We start from the raw sequence: 24173 nt of genomic DNA, 5'->3' as shown, positions 1-24173 counted from the left end.
CATGACGGTTGAGAGCAGCGAGACCACGCAGCAGGGCCTGATCCTGACTGATGCGGCCGCCGCCAAGGTCAAGAGCCTGCTGGAGCAGCAGGGCGAGGAGGGGCTGCAGCTGCGCGTCGCCGTGCAGCCGGGCGGCTGTTCCGGCCTGCGGTACCAGCTCTTCTTCGACGACCGCTCGATGGACGGCGACGTCGTGTCGGACTTCGGCGGTGTCAGCGTCGTGACCGACCGGATGAGCGCGCCGTACCTGATCGGCGCCACGGTCGACTTCGTCGACACGATCGAGAAGCAGGGCTTCACGATCGACAACCCGAACGCCACGGGCTCGTGCGCCTGCGGCGACTCGTTCAACTAGCGGATCCTGCGGATCCCGCCGAGCGGATCCGCCCACCGCGACACGCGCGCCCCGTACGGCCCCGGCCATGCGGGGCGTTCGTATGCCCAGGGGCAGGTTGAGCACCGGCCGAGCACGGGTCGCGTATCCTTGCGGGGTTTATCAAGACGTTCATCAACGCGTTCATCGAGATGCTGACAACGAGGAGAACGACCCCGTGCGCATCGCCGTCACCGGCTCCATCGCGACCGATCACCTGATGACCTTCCCCGGCCGTTTCGGGGATCAGCTCGTCGCCGAACAGCTCGACCGGGTCTCCCTGTCCTTCCTGGTCGACGAACTGCAGATCCGTCGCGGGGGGTGCGCGGCGAACATCTCGTTCGGAATGGGATGCCTGGGGCTGCGTCCCGTCCTCGTCGGTGCGGTCGGGACGGACTTCACGGACTACCGGTCGTGGCTCGAGCGGCACGGCGTCGACTGCGAGTCGGTCTACATCTCGGAGCTGCACCACACGGCGCGCTTCCTCTGCACCACCGACGAGGAGCACAACCAGATCGCCTCGTTCTACACGGGCGCGATGGCCGAGGCCAGGGAGATCGAGCTCGGCCCGATCATGGACCGCATCGGCGGCCTGGACCTGATCCTGGTCAGCCCCAACGACCCGGACGCCATGCTGCGGCACACGGACGAGGCGCGCGGGCGCGGCATCCCGTTCGCGGCCGACCCCTCACAGCAGCTCGCCCGGATGCCCGGCGAGGAGATCCGCCAGCTCATCGACGGCGCCGCCTACCTGTTCGGCAACGACTATGAGAAGGGCCTCATCGAGCAGAAGACCGGCTGGTCGGACGACGAGATCCTGAGCAGGGTCGGCGTCCGCGTCACCACGCTCGGGCCCAAGGGCGCCAGGATCGACCGTGTCGGCGAGCCGAGCCTGCACGTCCCCCCGGCGCCCGAGCTCGGGAAAGCCGACCCGACCGGCGTCGGCGACGCCTTCCGGGCCGGCTTCCTCGCGGCGCTCGCGTGGGACCTGTCCCTGGAGCGTTGCGCCCAGGTGGGCAACCTCACCGCGACGCACGTACTGGAGCAGGTCGGCTGCCAGGAGTACGAGCTGGGCCAGCGCGTCTTCCTGGACCGGTTCGCCGCCGCCTACGGCCAGGACGCCGCGGACGAGGTCGCCGCCCACGTGAAGTGCCACTACGCGTGAGACCCGCGATGCGCGGGTGAACCGCTACACGCGGGGCGTGCTCTCGGCGTAGATCCGGCTGACCGCCTCGGCGAGCTTGTCCTCGGGCAGGTGGGCGGCCAGATCGGCCTCGGTGATGACGCCGACGAGCCGGTGGTTCTCCAGCACCGGCAGTCGCCGGATCTGATGCTCCTCCATCGTGTGGAGCGCCTCTTCCAGGTCCGCCTCGGCGTCGATCCAGACGAGCGTGCCCTGCGCGAGGTCCTTCGCCGTGACCTCGGAGCAGTCCTTACCGGCCGCGACGCACTTGATGACGATGTCGCGGTCGGTGATGATCCCCTTGAGCCTGTCGTCGTTCCCGCACACGGGCAGCGAGCCGACGCTGAGGTCGCGCATCATCCGTGCCGCGGTGAGCAAGTTCTCGTTCTCGCCGATGCACTGCACGCCGAAGTGCATGACGTTACGTGCAGTCGTCATGGAATCCCCCGAAGAATCCGTGGATTGTGTGCTTCGAGGACCCCCTACCCAGGCGAGGGACGAGCAGTCAGTAGTTACGCCGCACCTGGATCGACCAGCCGCCCTGAGGGATCTCCACGCTGCCGACGTGCGCGTGGGACTTCAGCCGGCACCACGCGGGGATGTCGGTGAACGCGGCGGGGTCGTCGGCGAGAACCTCGACCACCGCCCCCATGGGCACCTGGTTGATCTGGTCGGCCAGCATGATGATCGGGATGGGGCATTTGCGGCCCAGTGCGTCGATCGTCAGGGCGGCGGGCTCACGCGCCTCGGCGCGCGGCTCGCTCCACTGCTCCTCGGGCTCGCTCTTGCTGGCCCCCGACCGCCTCCGCCACATCAGTGCACTCCCAAACTCGCTCGGATGCGTCGCACGATGTCCGGAAGTACGGCGAGGAACCGGTCGACGTCGCCCTCGGACACGCCACGGGGCAGCGATACCCGGACGTTCCCGTGCGTAAGCACACCCATCGCCTCGAGCACGTGCGATGGGCGAAGCGTACTAGCGGTGCACGAGCTCCCGGACGAGACCGCGAAACCGGCCCGGTCCAGCTCGGCCAGCAGCGCCTCACCCTCCACATAAAGACACGAAAAGGTGACGATGTGGGGCAGCCGCTGCAACGGGTCGCCGACCACCTCCACGTCCGGCACCAGGCGCGGCACCTCCGTCCTGATCCGGTCGACCAGGGCGGACAGCCGCGGACCCTCCGCCTCCTCTTCGGCGACCCTGGCGCGCAGCGCCGCCGCCGCCGCGACGATCGCCGGGACGTTCTCGAAACCGGGCACGCGGCGCCGTTCCCGCTCGTCCTGCGGGTACGGCGACCGCCAGCGGGTCCCCTTGCGCACCGCCAGCACCCCCACGCCGGCGGGCCCGCCCCACTTGTGCGCGCTCGCCGTCAGCACCGACCAGCCGCGGGGGAGCGGGAGCCGTCCCACGGACTGCGCCGCGTCCACCAGCAGCGGGACGCCCGCCTCCTGGCACGCGGCGGCCACCTCGTCCACCGGCTGCAGCGTCCCGACCTCGTGGTTGGCCGTCTGCAGGCAGGCCAGGGCCGTACCGGGCACGGAGACGGCCTCGGCGAACGCCTCGGCGTCCACCCGGCCCGTACGGCCCACGCCCACGATCCGCACGGTGCCGCCCTCGTGTTCGTGCACCTCGGCGGTATGCAGGACACTGGAATGCTCGACGGCGCCGGCCACCAGGTGGCGGCCGATCCGCCTGCGCCCGTTCAGCGTGCCGAGCACACCGAGGTGCACCGCCTGGGTGCCCGACGAGGTGAACGCGACCTCGTCGGGGCGAGCGCCCAGCACCTCGGCCACGTCGGCACGGGCCTGCTCCAGGAGCATCTGCGCCCGTCTGGCCGAGCCGTACAGGCGGGCCGGGTCGGCCCAGCCGGAGTCGAGGGCGGCGAGGAGCGCCTCCCGCGCCGCGGAGTGGAGGGGTTCGGTCGAGGCCGCGTCCAGATACACCACAGTTAGGACATTAACGGGGGCTGCTCAGAGGGGCGGTGCCGGTCCGCGCTAATGTGTCCCCCAGCGTGAACTCAATCAAGTAAAGGGGCGACCGATGCGAGACATCGCCGGTCGTTCTTGAACGAGCAAATCTGAAGAACCGCCCAGGAGAGGGACTCCTGGGCTTCATCTGTGGGGTAGGCGATCCGTGAGTCCGACCCGCCGTACGACACGGCGACCGTTGGCCCGCCGCCGGTTGCCACGCGTCGCCGCTCTGGCGGTGCTCGTGGCGTCCGCGTCGGCGTGTAGCGCCCAGGCGACTGAGCAGTGGTCCCGGGGCGGCATGCCCGAAGGCGCCACCGATCAGTCGCTCATCACCCAGACGCTCTGGAACGGAGCCTGGATCGCGGCGCTGGCCACCGGCGTCGTCGTGTGGGGCCTGATCCTCTGGGCATGCGCGTTCCACCGCAAGAAGAAGAACTCGCCGGACCAGCTGCCGCCCCAGGTGCGGTACAACCTGCCGATCGAGATCCTCTACACCGTGGTGCCCATCATCATGGTCTCGGTCTTCTTCTACTTCACCGCGCGCGACGAGACCGAGATCATGAAGGTCTCCGGCAACGCCCCGGTGAAGGTCAAGGTCGAGGGCCGCATGTGGAGCTGGGGCTTCACCACCGAGTACCAGGGCAAGACCGCCAAGGTCGAGGGTGTGCCGGTCGACCTGGCCAAGCAGAGCGTGGAGAACCCCGAGGGTCCGCAGCTCGTGCTGCCGACCGGCGCCGACGTCGAGTTCGAGCTTCACTCGCCCGACGTCATCCACTCCTTCTGGGTGCCGGCCTTCCTGTTCAAGCAGGACGTGTTCCCCGGTGACGTGCGGAACAAGTTCCAGATCAAGACGCTGAACCGCACCGGCGTCTTCGTCGGCCGATGTGCCGAGCTGTGCGGCGTCGACCACAGCAAGATGCTGTTCTCGGTGAAGCTCGTGCCGCAGGCGGAGTTCGACCAGTACATCCAGAGCCAGGCGGGGAGTGCACAGTGACCGCCATCCAGCAACCCGCCATCGCCGCCCGGCCGTACACCAAGGGCTCGGTCGTGGCCAAGTGGCTTTCCTCCACCGACCACAAGGTGATCGGGCACCTGTACCTGATCACGTCTTTCGTGTTCTTCCTCATCGGCGGCGTCATGGCGCTGGTCATGCGCGCCGAGCTCGCCCAGCCGGGCCTGCAGTTCGTGTCGAACGAGCAGTTCAACCAGCTCTTCACGATGCACGGCACGATCATGCTGCTGATGTTCGCGACGCCGCTCTTCGCGGGGTTCGCCAACGAGCTCATGCCGCTGCAGATCGGCGCGCCCGACGTGGCCTTCCCCCGTCTGAACATGGTGAGCTACTGGCTCTACCTGTTCGGCAGCACCATCGCGGTGGCCGGCTTCATCACCCCGGGAGGCGCCGCGGCGTTCGGATGGACGGCCTACGCGCCGCTCTCCAACGCGGTGACATCGCCCGGCATCGGCGGCGACATGTGGATCATGGGTCTGACGCTGTCGGGCCTCGGCACGATCCTCGGCGCGGTGAACTTCATCACCACGATCATCACCATGCGCGCGCCCGGCATGACCATGTTCCGGATGCCGATGTTCACCTGGAACATCCTGCTCACCAGCATCCTGGTGCTGCTGGCCTTCCCGGTCCTCGCCGCCGCGCTGCTGGCGCTGGAGGCCGACCGTAAGCTCGGCGCCCACATCTTCGACTCCGCCACCGGTGGAGCGATGTTGTGGCAGCACCTGTTCTGGTTCTTCGGGCACCCCGAGGTCTACATCATCGCGCTGCCGTTCTTCGGCATCATCACCGAGGTCATCCCGGTGTTCAGCCGCAAGCCGATCTTCGGTTACATCGGCCTGGTCGGCGCGACGATCGCGATCGCCGGTCTGTCCGTGACCGTCTGGGCGCACCACATGTTCGTGACCGGCCAGGTGCTCCTGCCGTTCTTCTCGTTCATGACGTTCCTCATCGCGGTACCGACCGGTGTGAAGTTCTTCAACTGGATCGGCACGATGTGGCGAGGCCATCTGTCGTTCGAGTCGCCGATGCTCTTCGCGGTCGGCTTCCTGGTGACCTTCCTCTTCGGCGGTCTCACCGGCGTCATCCTGGCGTCGCCTCCGCTGGACTTCCAGGTCAGCGACACCTACTTCGTCGTCGCTCACTTCCACTACGTGATCTTCGGCACAGTGGTGTTCGCGATGTTCTCGGGCTTCTACTTCTGGTGGCCCAAGTTCACCGGGCGGATGCTGAACGACCGGCTGGGCAAGGTCCACTTCTGGCTCACGTTCTTCGGTTTCCACCTGACGTTCCTGGTGCAGCACTGGCTGGGCGTCATCGGCTTCCCCCGGCGCTACGCCGACTACTCCCCGGTGGACGGCTTCACCGACCTGAACATGATCTCGTCGGTGGGCGCGTTCCTCCTCGGTGCGTCGCTGCTGCCGTTCCTCTACAACGTGTGGATCACCTGGAAGAAGGCACCGAAGGTCACCGTCGACGACCCGTGGGGCTACTGCGGTTCGCTCGAGTGGGCGACCTCCTGCCCGCCGCCGCGGCACAACTTCACCTCGCTGCCGCGCATCCGGTCCGAGCGCCCCGCGTTCGACATCAAGTATCCGCACCTTTCCGCGAAGCCTGAGCTGGAGGAGGCTCGATGAAGATCCAGGGATGGATGTTCGTGCTCTGCGGCCTCTTCTTCGCCGCCGTGGACGTGGTCTACTGGTTCTGGTCCAAGGAGCCGACCGGTACCGCGGTGCTGGCCATCTCCGTCGGCCTCGCCCTCATGATCGGCTACTACCTGCTCTTCACGGCTCGCCGTATCGGTGACCAGCCGGAGGACAGCAAGGAGGCCGAGATCAGCGACGGGGCCGGAGAGCTCGGCTTCTTCAGCCCGCACAGCTGGTGGCCGCTGTTCGTCTGCCTTTCCGCGGCGTTGACGTTCTTCGGCTTCGCCGTCGGTATGTGGCTGTTCCTGATCGGCGTCTTCGCCGTCGTGCTGAGCATGATCGGCTTCGTCTTCCAGTACTACCGGGGCAACTTCTCGCACTGACCTGGGAGTTTCCCCGTCGCGGCCGGCCAACGATCCTGTTGGCCGGCCGCGACGCTTTTCTTTGCCAGCTGTCATCCCGGCCCTGAGCGCAGACCCACAGTAATCGGGTACTAACCCCATGCAAGTGGTGTGTGGCGGGGGGAGACCGACGTGCGAGCTGGTGCTGGGATGCTGGCCCTACTGATGGCGACCGGATGTACCGCCGCAGCGGCGGATCGCGACAAGGAGGTCGCCGTCGTGCCCGCGGCGGCCGTGGGCATCACGCCGGAGAACGGCGCCCAGGGACTGATCCCGGAGCTGCCCATCATGGTGTCGGCCGCCGGGGGGACGCTGAAGGACGTCACCGTGGAGGCGAAGGGCAAACGGGTGGCGGGGATGTTCAGTGCCGACCGGACCAGGTGGCGGAGCGCACGGCCGATGACGCCGGGCACCGACTACACGGTGACCGCTGTGGCGGTCAACGCGGCCGGCAAGACGACCGAGACCAAGAGCGTCTTCTCCACGGTGAAGGCGGCCAAGTCCTTCGACGTCCAGACCATCCTTCCGAACAAGGAACTGACCGGGCTGACCGTCGGCGTCGGAATGCCCATCATGATCACGTTCGACCGCGACGTCACGGACCGCGTCTCGATCGAGAAGAACCTGCAGGTGCTGGCGTCCAAGCCGATCCAGGGCGCGTGGCACTGGTTCGACAACCGCCGTGTGACGTTCAGGCCCAAGGAGTACTGGCCGGCCCACACGAAGGTCCGGCTCGTCGCCCGGCTCGCCGGCGTGCGCGGAGCCGACGGGATGTACGGCACGAAGGACTATGTCCGCGACTTCACGATCGGCCGTTCCCAGATCAGCTACGCCGACACGGGCACCCACCACATGAAGGTGAAACGCGACGGGAAGCTCGTCCGCAACATGCCGATCAGCGCGGGCAAGGGCGGCGAGATGAAGTACTACACCACCTCGGGCGTCCATCTGGCCATGGACCGCGAACTCGTCACGGTCATGACCTCACCCGGCATCGGCCCCGGCAGCCCTGGCTACTACCAGACCACCGTCTACGACACCGTACGGATCTCCGACACGGGGGAGTACGTCCACGGCGCCCCATGGTCCGTGGGGGATCAGGGCAACTCCAACGTGAGCCACGGCTGCGTCAACGTCAGCCCGGAGAACGCGAAGTGGTTCATGACCAACACCCTGATCGGAGACCCGATCGTCGTCACCGGCTCGCCGCGCCCGCTCGACCCCACGAACGGCTGGGGCCACTGGCAGGAGTCCTGGAAGCAGTGGCTCAAGTGGAGCAGGCTGCGTGGCGCCAGCACCGAACCGCTCTGACGGCCCTGTGAGCCGCTGACCTCGGCCCGCACCCTCTGAATCGGAGGGTGCGGGCCGCTCGTCGTCTCGGAGGATCTGAGGGCCGTCTAGGGAGCGGCGGCAGATGGCCGTACAGGCGGGGAACGACGGCCACACGGCTGGGGACGACGGCCGTGCGGGCGGGGAATACATACGAAACGGCCCGGGTGGGAATCCCACCCGGGCCGCTCACGTGGTGAATCAGTGAACTTCCTTGCGCTCCCCGGCGCCGACGGCGGCGTGCTCCTCGCCGTGACCGTGGCCCTCCTCGAGAGGGATGCGGTCCGTGCCGTAGGCCTTGCTCATCTTGGCGCGGAGCCTGCCGATGAGAGAGCGGGCTCCCTTCGGCGGGATCCCCTCACGGTCGACTCCGCTCTCGATGACCGGGATCTCCTTCTTGCCGCGGATGTGCGCCAGGATGTCGTCTGCGGGCGGCGTGTGCACCTCGATGTACTCGCCGTTCGGCATCCGCTTGATGACGCCGGACTCGACACCGTGGGACACGACCTCGGCGTCCTTGCGCTGGAGGCCGATGCAGACCCGGTAGGTGATGATGTAGGCGATCACCGGACCGAGGAAGATGGCGAACCGACCGAAGATCGTCGTCTCGTACAGGCCGATGTGGAAGTTGGCCGAGATCTCGTCGTTCGCGCCCAGCAGCCACAGGATGCCGTAGAACGTGACCGCCGAGATGCCGATCGAGGTGCGGTGCGCGTTGTTGCGCGGCCGGTCGGCGATGTGGTGCTCGCGCCGGTCGCCGGTCACCCACTGTTCCAGGAACGGATACAGCGCCAGGCCCGTCATGATGATCCCGAGCGGCACCAGCGCCGGGATCAGCACGCTCAGCGGGATCGTGCCTCCGGACGTCCCGAAGAGGTTGATCTCCCACGGGACCATCAGACGCAGGGAGCCTTCGAGGAAGCCCATGTACCAGTCGGGCTGGGAACCCGCCGAGATGTCCGCCGGAGTGTACGGCCCGAACAACCAGATCGGGTTGATCTGCGCGAACGTGCCCAGCAGCGCCAGCACGCCGAAGGTGAACAGGAAGTACGCGCCCGCCTTGGCCATGAAGGCCGGGTAGAACGGCGCGCCCACCACGTTCTTCTCGGTGCGCCCCTTGCCCGGCATCTGGGTGTGCTTCTGCACCCACATGAGGATCATGTGCGCGGTGATCAGCGCCAGCAGGATGCCCGGAATGAGCAGGATGTGCAGCGTGAAGAACCGGGAGATGATGTCCTCGCCCGGGTACTCCCCGCCGAAGAGGAAGAACTGGATGTACGTGCCGATCAGCGGGATCGAGAGGATGACTCCCTGGGTGATCCGCAGGCCGGCGCCGGACAGCAGGTCGTCGGGCAGCGAGTAGCCGGTCAGACCCTCGAACAGGGCGAGGCTCAGCAGGCCGATGCCGATCAGCCAGTTCAGCTCGCGCGGCTTGCGGTATGCCCCCGTGAAGAACACGCGGAGCATGTGCACCACCATGCCGGCGACGAACAGCAGGGCTGCCCAGTGGTGGATCTGCCGGATGAGCAGACCACCGCGGACGTCGAACGAGATGTTCAGCGCCGAGGCGTACGCCTCCGACATCATGATGCCCTTGAGCGGCTCGTACGAGCCGTCGTACATCACGTGGCCCATGCTGGGCTTGAACCAGAACGTCAGGAACGTACCGGTCAGCAGCAGGACGATGAACGAGTAGAGCGCGATCTCGCCCAGCAGGAACGACCAGTGGTCGGGGAACATCTTCCGCAGGTTGCGCTTGAGGAAGCTGCCCGCGCCCAGGCGGTCGTCGAGAAAGGTCGAGACGCCGGCTATTGCCTTGGGAGGAGTGTCCATTACGCCTTCTCCGCCTTCTCCCTAGCTTCCGCCTCCGCGTCCCCGCGCTCCCAGAAACTGGGCCCGACGGGCACGTTGAAGTCGGCCTTGGCGATGAGGAAGCCCTCGTTGTCGATCCCGATCGGGAGCTGCGGCAGCGGTCGCGCCGCGGGACCGAAGACGACCTTGGCGCCGTCCGCCGCGTCGAAGGTCGACTGGTGGCACGGGCAGAGGATGTGATGGGTCGTCTGCTCGTACAGCGCCGCCGGGCAGCCCACGTGGGTGCAGATCTTCGAGTAGGCGACGATGCCGTCGTGCGTCCAGTTCAGGTTCGTGCCGGACTTGATCTCCTCCGGACGGAACTTGAGCAGGATCAGCGTGGCCTTGGCCAGGGCGTTGAGGTCGTGCTCGTACCCCTCGGGGACCACCGACAGGATGCCGCCGGGCGAGTTGAAGTCGGCGGCGCGGATCGGCTGCCCGGTGCCCTCGGTGATGAGGCGCCGCGGCTTGCCGTTCTTGGTGGGCTCGCCCCACACCGTGTGCCGGAGCTTGGTGCCCGGCAGCGGGCCGAGGTCCTTCAGCAGGACGAGAGGGGCCAGGCCCAGCGGCGCGGCCGCCAGCAGCAGCGTCCGGCGCAGCAGCCCGTGCTTGACGAAGCCGCTCTCGTCGGCGCCCGCCAGGAACGTCTCCTTGACGGTCTCGCGGGTCTCGGCGTCGGAGGCCATCGGGTGGCGCTCCTGGATCATGGTGTATTTCGGCATGATCCGCCGCACCCACGTGGTGACGCCGGCGGCCAGCGCGAGCAGCGCCAGCGCCAGCGTGCCGCCGAGCGCGAAGTTGGACGTCGCCGTCTTGTCGATCGTCCCGACCTGGAAGATGACGTACGAGGCGATGAAGCCGACGCCCGCCAGGAAGGCGATCAGGAAGAGCAGCGCGACCGTCTTCTCGGCCTTGCGGGCGCTCGCCGGGTCCTGGTAGATCACGCCCGGCAGAGCGGCGGTCTCGTGGACGGTCTCGTCCTTGAGGACGGCCTCGGTGGCGGGCGGCGTGCCGATGACGCGCTTCGGTACGCGATCCTCGGGCTGGTCGATGGTGTTGTCTGTCATGAATGCGCCTGTCGCTTCTTCGCGGTGATCCAGATGGCGGCGAGGACCAGCAGGCTGATGCCGGCGATCCAGGCCACGAGACCCTCCGTCACCGGGCCGATACGGCCGAGACCGGAGCCGCCCGGGTCCACCTGGCTGCGGACGCTCGTGATGTAGGCGATCATGTCCCGCTTCTGGTCGGGAGTGATCGTCGAGTCGTTGAAGACGGGCATCGCCTGCGGACCGGTGGCCATCGCCTCGTAGATCTGCGTGGGCGACGACTCGTTCAGCGAGGGTGCGTACTTGCCGTAGGTCAGTGCGCCGCCGGCGCCGACGAAGTTGTGGCACTGGATGCAGTTCGCCCGGAACAGCTCGCCACCCTTCGCCGGGTCACCCTTGGCCGGGTCGACCTGCTCGGCAGCCGGCCGGGTCGGGCCGCCGCCCAGTGACTGGACGTACGCCGCGAGCTGGTCGATGGCCTGCGGGGTGACCCACTCGTCGAGCGGCTTGCGCGGTGCCTGGGCTCCCGGGTCGGAGGCGGGCATGCGCCCGCTGCTCACCTGGAAGTCCACGGCCGCCGCTCCCACGCCGACCAGGGTGGGGCCGGACTTGGTGCCCTCGGCGTTCAGGCCGTGACAGCTGGCGCAGTGGGCGACGAAGAGGTCCTTGCCCTGCGCCACGTCGTCGGCCTTACCGGACGCGACCGCCGCGTCCGCGGTGCTGCCGGTCGGTGCGGCAAGCGCGTATCCCCCGCCGAGGAGGCCAAGCGCGAGCGCCACAACGGCAAAACGCGCGAGGGGATGCCGCCGTCGCGCGGTGATGGAGTTCACCGATCTCCCCGTTCCGATCATTTGATGATGTAGATGGTCGCGAAAAGGCCGATCCAGACCACGTCGACGAAGTGCCAGTAATAAGACACGACGATCGCGCTGGTCGCCTGCTCATGCGTGAAGCGCTTCGCGGCGTACGTGCGTCCCAGAATGAACAGGAACGCGATCAGTCCACCCGTCACGTGCAGACCGTGGAAGCCTGTGGTCAGGTAGAACACGGAGCCGTAGGCGGTGGAGGCGAGGGTCGTGCCCTCCTCCACAAGGGTGCGGTACTCGTTCAGCTGGCCCGCGACGAAGATCGCGCCCAAGATGAAGCTGATGATGTACCAAAGCCTGAGCTTCTTGACCTGGCCCTTTTCCGCGGCCCATACACCGAACTGGCACGTCACACTGGACAGGACCAGGATGATCGTGTTCGCCGTGGCGTACGGGATGTCGAGATGGGTGTCCGTCGGCCAGGCTGTGCCTTGGCCGAGGGTGACCGACCGGATGGTGAAGTACATCGCGAACAGCGCCGCGAAGAACATGAGCTCAGAGGACAGCCAAACGATGGTCCCGACCTGAACGAGGTTCGGTCGGCGGGACCCGTACGGTGTCGTCGTCGTTGTAATTGCGGATGCTGTCGCCACGCGCAGCATTATTGCGGCTCCCCTGGTCGGGTCGCCGCACGCCCCCCCGTTAGAGGCGTTTTGCTCCGTTTAGAACCGGAAAATCTTGGCAACAAGCCCTGGGCTGCGCGTACGGCGTGTGCGCCGGTAGCATCACGATGACCATATCCCGCGATTCGACAGTGAGCGTGACATGAGGGTTCTCGTCTACAGCGACGACGCAGGCACCCGTGAGAAGGTGCGGCTTGCCATCGGGCGGCGCCCCGCCGCGGACGTGCCCCTCGTGGAGATCGTCGAGTGCGCCACCCAGCCGGCCGTGCTCAAGTACCTCGACTCCGGCGACATCGACGTGGCCGTCCTCGACGGTGAGGCCGCCCCGGCCGGAGGCATGGGGATCAGCCGGCAGGCCAAGGACGAGGTCCACAACTGCCCCCCGATCCTGCTGATCATCGCGCGCAGGGACGACCGCTGGCTCGCCAACTGGTCCCGCGCCGACGCCGTGGTCGCCCAGCCGCTCGACCCCATGGCCGTCGCCGAGACCGTCGCCGACCTCATGCGCCGGCGGCTGAGCTCGTCCGGATCGCCCCGCCCCGCCCAGCCCGTCTCGTAAACGGAGCCTCTCCATGGACTCGCGTACCACCTGGCCGTCCCTGCTGACCGCCCTGCTCGCCGGCGAGCACCTGACCGCCGACGAGACGGCGTGGGCCATGGGCGAGATCATGTCCGGCGACGCCACACCGGCGCAGATCGGCGCCTTCGCCGTCGCGCTGCGGGCGAAGGGCGAGACCGTCGCCGAGGCGGCCGGCCTGGCCCGGACGATGCTCGACCGGGCGGTCCCGCTGTCCATCGAGGGGCCCGTCGTCGACATCGTCGGCACCGGGGGCGACCGGGCGCACACCGTCAACGTCTCCACGATGGCGGCCATCGTCGCCGCGGCGGCCGGCGCCCGTGTCGTCAAACACGGCAACCGCGCCGCCTCCTCCCTCTGCGGCGCCGCCGACGTGCTGGAGCACCTCGGGGTCGTCCTCGACCTGTCGCCGGAGGGCACCGCGCGGCTCGCGGTCGAGGCCGGGATCGCGTTCTGCTTCGCGCCCGTCTACCACTCGGGGTTCCGCTTCACCGGGCCGCCGCGCAGGGAGATCGGCATCCCCACCGTCTTCAACTTCCTCGGCCCGCTCACCAACCCGGCGCGTCCGTCCGCCCAGGCGATCGGCGTCTTCGACGCCCGGATGCTTCCTGTGGTCGCGGGCGTCTTCGCCGAACGAGGCGTGTCGGCGCTGGTCTTCCGTGGTGAGGACGGGCTCGACGAACTCTCCACGGCGGGTCCTTCGCGCGTCTTCGTCGTCCGCGACGGCGTGACCCGGGAGACGATGTTCGACCCGGCGGACATCGGCGTGGCCCGGTCCCGGCCGGACGACCTGCGCGGCGGCGACGTCGCGTTCAACGCCGCCGCCGTGCACGACACGCTCGCGGGCAAGACCGGGCCGGTGCGCGACGCGGTGCTGCTGAACGCCGCGGCCGCGCTGGTCGCGCTCGACGGAGCGGGCGACGACCTGGTCGCCGCCCTCGGCGCCGGCTACGCCCGGGCCGCGGAGGCGGTCGACACCGGCCGCGCGGCCGCGACGCTCGACCGCTGGGTCGAGATCAGCCGCGCTCTCGCCTCCTGAACCGCGCGGGCCGGGGTCCGTCCCCGGAGGGATTCCCGGTCCGCCTTTGAGGTGACGCGTACGGCGCGGCGCGAGTCGTACGGTGCCCGCATGACGCGCCACCTCCTTGCCTGCCTCGTCCGCCTCTCCCGGCGATGTCTGCCCACGCTCCGGAGCCTTGGCGGGTCGCGGCCGTCAGGTCCCCTTCTCCTACCGCCGTGGCGGCCCCGTTTCCCTCCGCGTGACCGCCTGGAGCTGCTGCGCACGCGTGAACGGCTCCGCATCGCCTCGGAGCTGCATGACGTGGTCGCTCACGACCTGAGTGTGATGACCCTCGGCGTCGGCGCCGGACGGGTGTTCATGGACAAGGACCCCGTACGGGCGATCCAGACCCTGCGTGAGGTGGAGGAGTCGGGCCGCCAGGTGCTGGGCGACCTGCAGCGCATGATGGCGTTGCTGCGCGTGGACGGAGCCGCACGAGGCCCCCAGCCCTGCCTGGCCGAGTTGCCCGCCCTGCTGCACGCGTTCAGGGCCGCAGGGCTGGACGTGACGTTCACCGAGGAGGGCGTACGGCAGGCCCGGCCCACCCTGGAGCTGTCGGCCTACCGGATCGTGGAGGAGGCCCTGGGCAACGCCATGCGGCCCGGAGCGGCGCGGTCGGCCGCGGTGAGGCTGCGCTGGACCCAGGGCGTGCTCGACCTGACCATCCGGGACGACGGCGCGCCCAGGGAACGGCTGCTCGGCACCTGGGAGCGTGCCGCGCTCTTCGGCGGCTCGGTGACCGCGCGCGTCGTGTCCGGCGGTTTCGAGATGCGGGTCCGCCTGCTGGCGGGTCAGTCTCCGTCGTTGAGGCCGATCGAGAAGGCCGCGTCGAGATCGTGACGGGAGTAGGTGCGGAACGCGATGTGCGTCTCGGTCTGCAGCACCCCGGGCACCTTGTTGATGCGGCCGGGAACGACCTCGGCGATCTCCTCGTACCGCGCGACGCGGATCATGGCGAGCAGGTCGTACTCACCGGTGATGGAGTAGACCTCGCTGACCCCGTTGAGCTCTGCGACCGTCTGCGCGACCTCGGGAATCCGGTCGACATCAGCCTTGATGTGCACGATCGCGGTGACCATTCGCGTTCTCCTGTGTCGTCAGTGTGTCGTCGAGTGCGTCGTCGGACGCCGCCCGCGCTCCGGAGGCGCCGGGCGGGATCGTGGTTCATCGTAGGGGCTTGCCCTCCCGCGGCTGGTGCCTGGGCAGCCCTTGGTAGGCGCGTTCGACCCGGTCTCTGAGCCGGCCGGCGCCGTACGCGGGCAGGCTCCACGTCCCCTCCACCCGCACCAGCCGTACGCCGGGGGAGTCGAGCCAGCGCAGGACGCACTCGGTCTCCTCCGCGCTGGCGGCCGGAATGGGGCCGGGGCCGGGTGCCACGGTCTCCGCCGTGGCGACCAGGGCGTCGACGTAGGGGACCGGATGGGCGCCGCGCGGCATCACCCCCGCGGCCGCGAGCCGCCCGTGGCGCACCACGTGGATGTCCCAGCCGCCGTCGAAGGCGGGGCTGGCCGCCACCATCTGCGGGATCGAGGTGAGCGAGCGCAGCCGTTGCATGCGGGCCGCCGTGCGGATGTAGGCGGCGAGACGGTCGCGGTCGAGAGCGGCCTCCTCATAGCGTTGCTCGGCCGACAGGCGGCGCATGCGCGCCTCGATCGCGGAGAAGACCACCTCCGGATCCCGCTCCATGGCGTGCCTGGCGCTCTCGACGTGCAGGGAGTAGCCCTCTTCGCTCTCGCGGCCCTCACAGGGCGCTCCACACCGGCCGATCTCGGCCAGTGTGCACGCGACACGACGGACGCGGGTGGACAGCCGCTGCGTGCACTGCCGCAGCGGGAGCGCCTCGTGCAGGGCCGAGCGGGCTTCGTCGGCCATGCGGCTGCTCGGGAACGGGCCGAGGTAGGTGCCCTGGTCGTCCTTGATCTCCCGGACGATGCTGAGCCGGGGGAACGGCTCGTCGGTCAGCTTCAGCCAGACCACCCGCTCGGGGAACCTGGACCGCTTGTTGTAGCGCGGTTTCGCCGCTCCGATCATGCGCAGCTCGCGGACCTCCGCCTCCAGAGCGGTCGCGCACACGATCGTGCGGACGCTCTCGGCGATGCCGACCATCTCGCGGACGCGCGGACGCGTCTCGCTCGCCGTGAAGTAGCTCCGGACCCGGTTGCGCAGGTTCGAGCTCTTGCCGATGTAGAGCGCCTCGCCCTTGGCGTCCTCGAAGATGTACACCCCGGGGGCGCCGGGCACGGACTGCGCGAGATGGCGCTTGCGCTGCTGCTCAGGACTGGGCGCCCGGACGAAGGTGCGCAGGTCCTCCAGGGTGTGCACGCCGTACGAGCCGACCCGGCCGATCAGGCCGTGCAGCACGTCGACGGTCGCCCTGGCGTCGGCGAGGGCCCGGTGGCAGGGCTCGGTGGTGCTGCGGAACAGCCGCGCCAGGGTGGCGAGCTTGCAGTTGGGCGTCTCGTCCCGGGTGAGGACCCGGCGGGCGAGATCGGCGGTGTCCACGACCGGGTTGGCGGGCGGCGGGTAGCCCCCGGCGGCGCACGCGGCCTTGATGAACGACAGGTCGAAGGGCGCGTTGTGCGCGACCAGAGCGGCGCCGGTGATGAACTCCAGGAAACTGGAGAGCACCTCGGGCATCGTGGGCGCGGCCACGACCATCGCGTCCGTGATCCCGGTCAGGACGGAGATGAACGGAGGGATCGGGCCGCCGGGATCGACCAGGGTGGCGAACTCGCCCAGCACCTCGCCGCCGCGCACCTTGACCGCGCCGATCTCGGTGATCGCGTGCTCGGCCGCCGAACCGCCCGTGGTCTCCAGGTCGAAGACCACGAACGTCACGTCCCTGAGGGGAGTGCCGAGCTCGTCCAGAGTGCCCTGTACCGCTTCCACGCGCTTGACCTTAGAGACGGTCACCGACATTCCCCACGCCGGTACCCGGGTCGTCCGCGTTCGCGGTTATGCCGCGGGAGTCCATTCCCGCCGGAGCATCGCGTAGATGAGCTCGTCGCCCCACTCGCCCTTGAACAGCTCGTTCTCCACGAGATGGGCCTCACGGCGCATGCCGAGGCGCTCCATCAGCCTGGCGGAGGCGTCGTTGCGGGCGTCGCAGCGGCCATAGATCCGGTGCAGGCCGAGGTCGTCGAAGCCGAGCCGCAGGATCTCCCGGGACGCCTCGAAGGCGAGCCCCTGTCCGTGGTAGTCGGGGTGGAACGCGAAGCCGATCTCGCCCTGGCGGTGCTCGGGGCTGCGCCAGAACAGGAAGATGTCGCCGATCAGCGCGCCGGTCTCGCGCAGCTCGACGGCGATGTTGAAGGTGCCGTTCTCCGCGCTCAGCGCGGCCTGCCCGAGCTTGGTCTCCAGGGCCGCTCTTGTCCCGTCGTACGTACGCGCGTCCCAAGGGAGGTAGCGGACGACGTCCGGACGCGAGTGGAAGGAGTGCAACTCGTCGAGATCGTCCATGGTGAAGGGGCGGAGGAGCAACCGGGGAGTTTTGATCGGATAGGTAGGGTTCAGCACGCGATCATCCTATTGGGGATGGCCGGTCAGCCCGCTGCTCCTCCCGCTCCAGCCTGGCGGCGACGCTCCGCAGATCCTCGGAGAACTGGTGCAGCGTCCCGCGCCACCCGTGGAGTTCCCGGTCGAAGCGTTCGGCGGCCGGGCCGGTCCAGCGCGGGGACCGGCGCAGTGCCGCCACCTGATCCAGCAGCTCGTCGAAGCGGGGAGCCGCCCTGCGCATCGCGTCACTCTCGAACGTCACGCCGCAAGCCTGGCAGAAGCCGACACGCAGCGTGATCGATGGCCTACGATCCGCTGGTGAGCATGCTGTGGTTGGCCGACGCGCCGTCCATGCGCGCGCTCGCCGAGCGCCTGGACGACGTGTCGGGCGGTCTGGCCCCGCGAGTCGCCCCCGGCCTGTCCCCGGTGTTCGGTCTCGACCAGGTGTCGCGCCATCCCGAGCTGGCGCACTACGCCGAGCGGCTGCGGTCCCTCCGGCACTGGTGCGAGGCGACGGCGGCGGACCTGCGGCGCAGAGCCTCGATCGCCGAGCAGGCCGACGCGGTGTCCCTCGACCCGGTGGAGCCCACGGCCGTCCGGGCCGCGCTGGTCGCCGCCGCCTCGGGTACGGCCGACGCGGCCCTCGCCGACCTCCGCCAGGTGGTCGCGGCGCGCGAGGCCGGGTCCGACCGTGACGCGGCGGTCGCCGGGTTCTTCGCCGCGCTCCCGCCGGACACGGCGCTCGCGGTGGCTCTCGCCGACGCCGACCTGGTCGGGCCTCTCGGCGGCGTGCCGTACGGCCTGCGTTATGCGGCGAACCGGCTGCTCATCCGGCAGGCCCGCGCCGAGGCCCGCACACTGTGGCTCACGGATCGGGTCACCCTCTTCTCCCGGCTGCTCGAACCGCGCGAGGTGCGGACCGTGCGCGACGGACGGGTCGTGTCCGAGAAGGCGCCCAGGCAGTTCCTGCTGTTCGACGCCTCGGGGCAGGGCCGCGTCGCCGAGGTGTTCGGCGACCTCGACACGGCGACGTCCGTCGCCGTCACCGTGCCCGGCACCGGGAACAACCTCGAGACCTACGCCGACGGCCCCGGCGCGAACGCGCGGGCCCTGCACGACTTCGCCGAACGCTTCTCCGGCGGGAGATCGGCGACGATCGCGTGGATGGGCTGCGACCTGCCGCAGTCGCTCACGCAGGCCACCTGGACGTCGTACGCCGAGGCCGGCGGGCCGATGCTCCGCGACTTCGTGACCGGCCTACGCCTCGGCGCAGGCGTCCGTACGACCCTGGTCGGCCACTCCTACGGCAGCACCGTGACGGGACACGCCGTGAGCGCCGGCCTGCGGCCCGGCAACCTCGTCGCCGTCGCGAGCCCGGGATGGGGGGTGTACTCGGCCGAAGCTCTGCATGCCCCCGGCACCCGCCTGTACGCCCTGCGCCATCCGCACGACGTGATCAGTGTGGCTCCCGTTATCTCGTTGGCGTCGAAGGCCGGGTTGCTGGGCCTGCTCGCCACGCCGTGGGCGGGACACGGGCAGGACCCGATTCTGCTCGGCGGTGTGACCCGACTCGCCACCGGCACGGACACCGACCTCGTTCAACTGGGCGTCGACGCCCACGCCCACGGCGACTACTTCACCACCACCGGCCAGAGCAAGATTGCGACTAAGAACATGGCTCATGTGATTGCCGGAGATCAAGGCCCCATGCCCTTCGGTGGTATCGCGAGGAGCGAACCGAATGAAGGTTAAGGAGTTCGCCCTTCTTGTCGCCGTGGTCATGATTTTTTCGCAAGGATGCCTGATGACTGAGAACGAACCGCCTACGTTGGCGGATGGACTGCGGCGGATGGTCGCATCAATGGATGAGGCCGTGGCTGTAGGTCTTGACGGAGCAGTGCCGTATATGAAGACCAAGAGCCCCTGGCAGTGTGATCAGGCGCAGAAGAGGTCCTTCAGCTACAGCTACGACATCAAGAGCAATGATCCACGTGCTGCTGTCAAAGCAGTCCGGACTCATTGGCGCAGCCGAGGTTATCGCGTTCAGGAGGATAATTCGGACGCGCCCGCGCATCCGGAAGTGTACGCAGACGTGGCCGCTTTTGAACTGAGCATCGTTGGGTTTCCTGAGCGCGAGGAAGTGTGGGTCCACGGCAACACGGTTTGTTTGCCGGGGGAAGTGCCGGAGGAGTGGCGGGACGTCCGGTAGGGGGTCTCTTCCCGGCCCCCGAATCGACTGGTGATCGGTTCCCGAATGGCTCGTGAGCCCGCGCCCTGATCGCATTGCGATCGTGCTCGATGGGCGTCGGCGGAGGCGGGAGAGGTGTCCCGCCGCGCAGGTCGGCGGGCCCGTGCGCGGAGCCGCCAGAGTGCGCCCGTGCCGCTTGACGAGGGTGCTCCGAGTCCGTATCGCAACCAAGCAGTTGGGCGAACTCCGTTAGCCTCGACGTTCGTGCATCGGGCGGGAACCGCCATGATGCGGCGGGAAAAGCCCCGAAGGGGCGGCTGCTGAGGCGAGAGTGATGCGCGACCCGGTCAGGGGCGCGACAGCCGTACCCTTTAAAAAGGACAAGGATGAGGAGCGAGCGGATGAGTTCAGCCGGAGAGGGCCTGTCTCGTCCGCTGCCGGAGCAGGTGCGGTTACACGTGGTGGAGCTCGCGGCTCAGGTGCTGGGGTCCATGCCCGCCGCCGCGATTCCGTCTCAGTTGCGCGGCATCGCCAAGTTCGATCCGCGCAAGCGCGCCCGCCTCGGTAGCGCGCCGATCGCCGCCATGCTGGAAACGGACAAGGAGTTCCGCGAGACCGTCGCGGAGACGCTCCGGTCGGCCTGGCCCGACCTGGTCGCGGGTCTCGCCGACGGAGTGGTGCCCGCCGCCGCCGAGCCGGTGCTCGTCGCCGCGGCGGCCTACCTCACCCGGCCTCCGAGCTGGCCTGAGCTGATCGAGCGCGCGCGCGAGGACCTGGAGCAGGCCACGTCGGCCGAGGCGGGGCGCGACCAGGTGGAGGCCCGGCTTCGCGAGCAGCTCGCCACCCAGCGGACCGCCGCCAAGGAGGAGGCGGAGCGCTTCCGTGAACAGGTGAGGGTGGCTCGCGCGGAGAACGCGGACCTTCGACGCAGGCTGCACGACGCGCGGGAGCGCGCGAAGGCGGCCGAGCGCAGGGCGGCCGAGATGGAGGCGGAGACCGCCGAGGCGAGAGCCAGGGTGGCGAACGCCAGCGGCGCGGCGGAGACCGAGGTCCGCAAGCTCAAGGAACGCCTCGCGGACGCCGAGCGGCACCTTGAGGCGAGCCGTCGTGCGGCCCGGGAGGGGCGCAGCGTGGAGGACGCCCGCATCCGGGTGCTCATGGACGCGCTGCAGGACGCCGCGGCAGGGCTCCGCAAGGAGCTGGCCCTGCCCACGATGATCAGCAAACCGGCCGACTACGTGTCCGCCGTGGTGCCGGGTGCGCCGAGCGTGCGGGCGGTGCCCGCCAGGGCGCTCGCCGACGACGATCCGCAGCTGTTCGACCAGTTGCTGGCCATCCCTAACCTGCACGTCATCATCGACGGCTACAACGTCACCAAGACGGGCTATCCGTCCCTCACGCTGGCGGACCAGCGGGCGCGGCTCCTCACCGGGCTGGGCGGCCTCGCCGTACAGGCAAGGGTGGAGGTGACCTGCGTCTTCGACGGGGCCGAGCTCAACGGGCCGGTCCAGGTCTCTGCTCCGCGTGGGGTCCGGGTGATGTTCAGCGCGCCCGGCCAGATCGCCGACGATCTCATCCGGCAGCTGGTCAAGGCGGAGCCGTCCGGCCGTGCCATCGCCGTGGTCTCCTCCGATCGTGAGGTGGCCGATTCGGTGCGCCGGATGGGGGCGCGGCCGGTGCCGTCGCTCCTGTTGCTCCGCCGTCTCGGCCGTACTTGATCACCTAGAGTGCCAGGCTGATCGCCATAAGTGATGATCAGGTCGAATACCTGCGAATAGGTTGAATCGCCATGATCGCCTGAGTAAAGTCGCGCCCCAGGTTTGTCTATGACGAAGGGGGCCTGAGTGCGAGGGCGTGTACCGGTGGCCGTCGGCTTGGCCGCTGTGGCGCTTCTGCTGCCCATCACCGGCGCGCAGGCGGATCCCAAGCCCACCGTCGCGCAGGCCAAGGCCAAGCTGAAAAAGCTCGACGAGCAGGCCGACAAGATCGTGGATCAGTACAACGCGGCCAACGAGAAGTGGAAGAAGGCCAAGAAGCAGTACATCGCGGTCAATACCACCTACAAGGCGCAGGCCAGCAAGGTCGAGGAGCTGCGCGAGGGGCTGGTCACGGTCGCCAACAGCACCTACCAGACTGGGGATGTCGTCTCCTTCGGTCTGTTCTACAGCCCGGACCCCGAGTCCATGCTCAGCGGCCTCGCCGCGCTCGACCAGCTCTCCCAGGGGCGTGCCCGGCGGCTCAGCGAGTACCAGGGCGCCATCGCCGACCTCAAACGGCAGCGGGACCAGAAGAAGAGCACCTTCGACGAAGCGGCCAAGGTCAAGGCCGATCTCCTCAAGGAGAAGAAGAAGGCCGACGAACTGGTCAAGGAGCAGACCGAGCTGCTGCGTCGCCTGGGCGCCTACAACGCCGGCAACCCCAACAGTGCGGGCATCGCCTATACGGGTTCGGCCTCCGGCAACGCGCTCGCCGCGCTCCAGTTCGCCTACCGCCAGATCGGCAAGCCGTACCGCTACGGCGGGACCGGGCCGGGGGCCTGGGACTGCTCAGGGCTCGTCCAGGCGGCCTGGTCGAGCGGCGGGGTCTCGCTGCCGCGTACGAGCTTCGAGCAGTGGGCCTGGGGTGCCAGCCGCAGGGTCTCACTCGACGCCCTGGAGGCGGGCGACCTCCTCTTCCACAGTGGGTACGGGCATGTGGGCATCTACGCCGGAGACGGCAAGGTCGTCCACGCTCCCCGGACGGGCGATGTGGTGAAGGTCGTCACGCTCGCCCAGTACAACGCCATCGGCGCCGTACGTCCCTGATCTCGGCCGCCGGGAACTCCGGCGACCGCCCCGGCCGGGGCACCGGATCGCCGGTGCCCCGGCCGCACACCCGTTGGTGTCCCATCCGCACCGCCGTCACACTGTCTCGGGGCCGCAGGCCTCGGATCTGTCCTGGGCCGCGTATTTCGGCGGTGTCCGCGCGGCTTTCGGCGGTGTCCGCGCGGTCGGACGCCGCTGAGCGCGCCGGTGCTCTGCGGCGAGGTTCCATGTCGATGTCCCCTGGCCCGGTCCCTCCTGAGCCCGGCTTCCCCTGGTTCCGGCCCTGAGAGCCGTATTGGAGCCCGTGGGGCGCTCGATCGAGCCCCCGGGGACGGCCGTAGGCCGATGGGCGCGGCCGGGGTCGGTGAATCCTGAACGCCCGCACGAACGGACGCCTCAAGGAGCAACCGGTCCCGCTGTACGCGGCCGGATCACTCCGATCCTGTTATACGGGGCGATTCGACGGTGGAAATCATGATTTCGCGATCACGTTCACCCATCGGCGGAAGCGGCATATGGGAAGCACCCTGGGTCCGATCGACATTCACGCACGCGATGTGAGAGTTGTCACGTGGAATTGTGATCACCAAAATAGATCTACCTTCCACGGTGTCCGCTGGTGCCAATGTGGCAGTTTCGAATCATGTTTCGTAATATGTGACCAGAGTCACATTTTAGTGCGGAATGCATCGAGTATGCAGGGGTTTTCGTTTTGCCGGAGCCTTTATTCGATCTCCATTTCTTGGCATGGACTTTGCCGACCTATGGCACGAATCGGTAACTTCTGGCCCGCGACGTGCACTCCACGCCGTCGCCATGAACGCCGGTGCCAGCCGCGTTCGTGCCGATCATCCGTCGTCGTCACCCGCTTCGCGATCCCCCCGGGTGCGGCGACATGCCGAGTCCGTGCAGTCAGGAGGCACGGAGCCGGGGAACCAATGACCTTCATCGAAGGTCCGGGGTGAATCGGCGCCTTTCGCGCCGTAGGGCGACTTCCCCGCCCGAATCCGTCAGCTAACCCGGTAGGCGCAAGCGGAAGACCATAGGAGCGATCCTGTCTAGCACCCCTGCACGCCTGTCCCGCCTTGCCCGCGTCACCCTCGGTGGCGCAGCGATCACCGCCTCTGTCGCAGCCGTCGGAGCCCAGCCCGCGTCGGCCGACCCGGTGACGGACGGCCTCTCATTGGAAACGGCCACCACGACAGCGGCCGCCGCGAAGGCGGAGACTTCCGCCAAAGCGGCCATAGTCTCAAAAGTAACGATCCGTCAGGCCAAGGCAGCCCGCCAGAAGCGCCTCGCGGAGAAGGCCATCAAGGTGGCCAAGAAGCAGATCGGCGACCCGTACCGATGGGGAGCCACAGGACCGGGCGCGTTCGACTGCTCGGGCCTGGTCCAGTACGCCTGGGAGAAGGCGGGCGTCAAGATCCCCCGCACGACCTGGTCACAGAAGAGCGGCGTCAAGAAGAAGGTCTCCTGGAAGAACCTCAAGCCCGGCGACCTCATCTTCACGAGCGGCGGCGGCCACGTGGGCATGTACGTCGGGAAGGGCAAGATGATCCACGCGCCGCACACCGGCGCGCTGGTCAGGATCGACAAGCTCGACGCGTACCGCAAGAGCAGCTTCGTCGGCGCGGTCCGCCCCGGGGCCTGAGCTCCCTACACCGAACGTCGGATTTCCCCCTGACCGACTGCCGTCCGTCCCTGGGCCGCCGCCCCCACCGAGCCCCCTCTCGGTCCGTCCCGGGGAC

25 protein-coding genes and 1 riboswitch are annotated in these 24173 nt (G+C 68.6%); of the genes, 14 read left to right on the top strand and 11 right to left on the bottom strand.

All coding sequences use genetic code 11. The features are described from left to right. The first annotated feature begins 1 nt into the window (after position 1). Positions 2-355: an iron-sulfur cluster insertion protein ErpA gene (gene erpA, locus IMZ11_RS26480; RefSeq protein WP_061256525.1), complete on the top strand. Its 354-nt coding sequence runs from the start codon at positions 2-4 to the stop codon at positions 353-355. 196 nt (positions 356-551) lie between these two features. After that, positions 552-1538, top strand: a complete 987-nt coding sequence (locus IMZ11_RS26475) for a carbohydrate kinase family protein (protein ID WP_228645149.1) — start codon at positions 552-554, stop codon at positions 1536-1538. A 24-nt stretch (positions 1539-1562) separates the two neighbouring features. Here the strand turns inward: IMZ11_RS26475 and IMZ11_RS26470 are convergent, their stop codons facing one another. From IMZ11_RS26470 to IMZ11_RS26460, 3 genes are all read right to left on the bottom strand, one after another. Further along, positions 1563-1994 (bottom strand): CBS domain-containing protein, encoded by a 432-nt coding sequence (locus tag IMZ11_RS26470; protein WP_228645148.1) that lies wholly within the window; start codon positions 1992-1994, stop codon positions 1563-1565. Between the two features lie 67 nt (positions 1995-2061). Further along, positions 2062-2370, bottom strand: coding sequence for a sulfurtransferase TusA family protein (locus IMZ11_RS26465; protein ID WP_228645147.1), 309 nt, complete (start codon positions 2368-2370; stop codon positions 2062-2064). Then, positions 2370-3503 (bottom strand): cysteine desulfurase family protein, encoded by a 1134-nt coding sequence (locus tag IMZ11_RS26460; RefSeq protein WP_228645145.1) that lies wholly within the window; start codon positions 3501-3503, stop codon positions 2370-2372. The genes IMZ11_RS26465 and IMZ11_RS26460 overlap by 1 nt, the downstream gene beginning before the upstream one ends. A 187-nt stretch (positions 3504-3690) precedes the next feature. On the opposite strand from IMZ11_RS26460, the gene IMZ11_RS26455 reads away from it, so the two are divergent. From IMZ11_RS26455 to IMZ11_RS26440, 4 genes are all read left to right on the top strand, one after another. Then, entirely contained in the window at positions 3691-4521 is an 831-nt protein-coding gene (locus tag IMZ11_RS26455; RefSeq protein ID WP_061256535.1) for a cytochrome c oxidase subunit II, read from the top strand. Next, positions 4518-6176 (top strand): cytochrome c oxidase subunit I, encoded by a 1659-nt coding sequence (gene ctaD, locus IMZ11_RS26450; protein ID WP_228645143.1) that lies wholly within the window; start codon positions 4518-4520, stop codon positions 6174-6176. The genes IMZ11_RS26455 and ctaD overlap by 4 nt, the downstream gene beginning before the upstream one ends. Further along, on the top strand, positions 6173-6568 hold the full coding sequence (locus IMZ11_RS26445) for a cytochrome c oxidase subunit 4 (protein WP_061256539.1): 396 nt from the start codon (positions 6173-6175) through the stop codon (positions 6566-6568). The genes ctaD and IMZ11_RS26445 overlap by 4 nt, the downstream gene beginning before the upstream one ends. 150 nt (positions 6569-6718) lie before the next feature. Further along, positions 6719-7897: an Ig-like domain-containing protein gene (locus tag IMZ11_RS26440; protein ID WP_228645141.1), complete on the top strand. Its 1179-nt coding sequence runs from the start codon at positions 6719-6721 to the stop codon at positions 7895-7897. Positions 7898-8116: 219 nt separating this feature from the next. Here the strand turns inward: IMZ11_RS26440 and IMZ11_RS26435 are convergent, their stop codons facing one another. From IMZ11_RS26435 to IMZ11_RS26420, 4 genes are read right to left on the bottom strand one after another with little or no spacing between them, the layout of a single operon-like run. Next, on the bottom strand, positions 8117-9748 hold the full coding sequence (locus IMZ11_RS26435) for a ubiquinol-cytochrome c reductase cytochrome b subunit (RefSeq protein WP_228645139.1): 1632 nt from the start codon (positions 9746-9748) through the stop codon (positions 8117-8119). Beyond that, the gene (locus IMZ11_RS26430; protein ID WP_228645137.1) at positions 9748-10833 is read right to left on the bottom strand and encodes a ubiquinol-cytochrome c reductase iron-sulfur subunit; all 1086 of its coding nucleotides are present in this window, start codon (positions 10831-10833) and stop codon (positions 9748-9750) included. The genes IMZ11_RS26435 and IMZ11_RS26430 overlap by 1 nt, the downstream gene beginning before the upstream one ends. After that, a complete protein-coding gene (locus IMZ11_RS26425) occupies positions 10830-11642 on the bottom strand; it encodes a c-type cytochrome (protein WP_228645135.1) in 813 nt (270 codons plus the stop codon). The genes IMZ11_RS26430 and IMZ11_RS26425 overlap by 4 nt, the downstream gene beginning before the upstream one ends. 17 nt (positions 11643-11659) lie before the next feature. Then, positions 11660-12280 carry a heme-copper oxidase subunit III gene (locus tag IMZ11_RS26420; RefSeq protein ID WP_061256553.1) on the bottom strand — a complete coding sequence of 207 codons (621 nt, stop codon included), beginning with the start codon at positions 12278-12280 and terminating at the stop codon, positions 11660-11662. A 163-nt stretch (positions 12281-12443) separates the two neighbouring features. Between IMZ11_RS26420 and IMZ11_RS26415 the strand changes: the two genes are divergently transcribed. The 3 genes from IMZ11_RS26415 (at position 12444) to IMZ11_RS26405 (ending at position 14778) form a co-directional block, all read left to right on the top strand. Then, the gene (locus IMZ11_RS26415; protein WP_061256555.1) at positions 12444-12860 is read left to right on the top strand and encodes a hypothetical protein; all 417 of its coding nucleotides are present in this window, start codon (positions 12444-12446) and stop codon (positions 12858-12860) included. Between the two features lie 13 nt (positions 12861-12873). After that, positions 12874-13917 (top strand): anthranilate phosphoribosyltransferase, encoded by a 1044-nt coding sequence (trpD, locus tag IMZ11_RS26410; RefSeq protein ID WP_228645133.1) that lies wholly within the window; start codon positions 12874-12876, stop codon positions 13915-13917. Positions 13918-14007: 90 nt separating this feature from the next. Next, positions 14008-14778 (top strand): sensor histidine kinase, encoded by a 771-nt coding sequence (locus IMZ11_RS26405; protein ID WP_228645132.1) that lies wholly within the window; start codon positions 14008-14010, stop codon positions 14776-14778. Here the strand turns inward: IMZ11_RS26405 and IMZ11_RS26400 are convergent. The 4 genes from IMZ11_RS26400 to IMZ11_RS26385 all read right to left on the bottom strand — a co-directional run bounded on the left by IMZ11_RS26400 (position 14730) and on the right by IMZ11_RS26385 (position 17695). Beyond that, positions 14730-15017, bottom strand: a complete 288-nt coding sequence (locus IMZ11_RS26400) for an Lrp/AsnC family transcriptional regulator (RefSeq protein WP_061256561.1) — start codon at positions 15015-15017, stop codon at positions 14730-14732. The two genes, IMZ11_RS26405 and IMZ11_RS26400, sit on opposite strands and share 49 nt — an antisense overlap. Positions 15018-15102: 85 nt before the next feature. Beyond that, positions 15103-16851, bottom strand: coding sequence for a DEDD exonuclease domain-containing protein (locus IMZ11_RS26395; RefSeq protein WP_228645130.1), 1749 nt, complete (start codon positions 16849-16851; stop codon positions 15103-15105). Positions 16852-16893: 42 nt separating this feature from the next. Next, positions 16894-17454, bottom strand: a complete 561-nt coding sequence (locus tag IMZ11_RS26390; RefSeq protein WP_228645128.1) for a GNAT family N-acetyltransferase — start codon at positions 17452-17454, stop codon at positions 16894-16896. 4 nt (positions 17455-17458) lie between these two features. Continuing rightward, the gene (locus tag IMZ11_RS26385) at positions 17459-17695 is read right to left on the bottom strand and encodes a WXG100 family type VII secretion target (RefSeq protein WP_228645126.1); all 237 of its coding nucleotides are present in this window, start codon (positions 17693-17695) and stop codon (positions 17459-17461) included. A 62-nt stretch (positions 17696-17757) separates the two neighbouring features. Here IMZ11_RS26385 and IMZ11_RS26380 point away from each other — a divergent pair, with 62 nt between their 5' ends. The 5 genes from IMZ11_RS26380 (at position 17758) to IMZ11_RS26360 (ending at position 24076) form a co-directional block, all read left to right on the top strand. Further along, complete coding sequence (locus IMZ11_RS26380) at positions 17758-19185, top strand: alpha/beta hydrolase (protein ID WP_228645188.1); 1428 nt, start codon at positions 17758-17760, stop codon at positions 19183-19185. Continuing rightward, positions 19175-19642, top strand: coding sequence for a hypothetical protein (locus tag IMZ11_RS26375; RefSeq protein ID WP_228645124.1), 468 nt, complete (start codon positions 19175-19177; stop codon positions 19640-19642). The genes IMZ11_RS26380 and IMZ11_RS26375 overlap by 11 nt, the downstream gene beginning before the upstream one ends. A gap of 380 nt (positions 19643-20022) precedes the next feature. Continuing rightward, complete coding sequence (locus tag IMZ11_RS26370; RefSeq protein WP_228645123.1) at positions 20023-21339, top strand: NYN domain-containing protein; 1317 nt, start codon at positions 20023-20025, stop codon at positions 21337-21339. A 126-nt stretch (positions 21340-21465) separates the two neighbouring features. Beyond that, positions 21466-22425, top strand: a complete 960-nt coding sequence (locus tag IMZ11_RS26365) for an NlpC/P60 family protein (protein ID WP_061256574.1) — start codon at positions 21466-21468, stop codon at positions 22423-22425. 886 nt (positions 22426-23311) lie between these two features. Then, positions 23312-23469: riboswitch (cyclic di-AMP (ydaO/yuaA leader) on the top strand. Positions 23470-23740: 271 nt separating this feature from the next. Then, entirely contained in the window at positions 23741-24076 is a 336-nt protein-coding gene (locus IMZ11_RS26360; RefSeq protein ID WP_228645121.1) for a C40 family peptidase, read from the top strand. Positions 24077-24173: the final 97 nt, after the last annotated feature.

The organism is Microtetraspora sp. AC03309 (assembly GCF_020826795.1).
Classification (GTDB): domain Bacteria; phylum Actinomycetota; class Actinomycetes; order Streptosporangiales; family Streptosporangiaceae; genus Microtetraspora; species Microtetraspora glauca.
The sequence above is the reverse complement of the archived record's forward strand: the minus strand, read 5'-3'. Positions and strand labels throughout refer to the sequence as shown.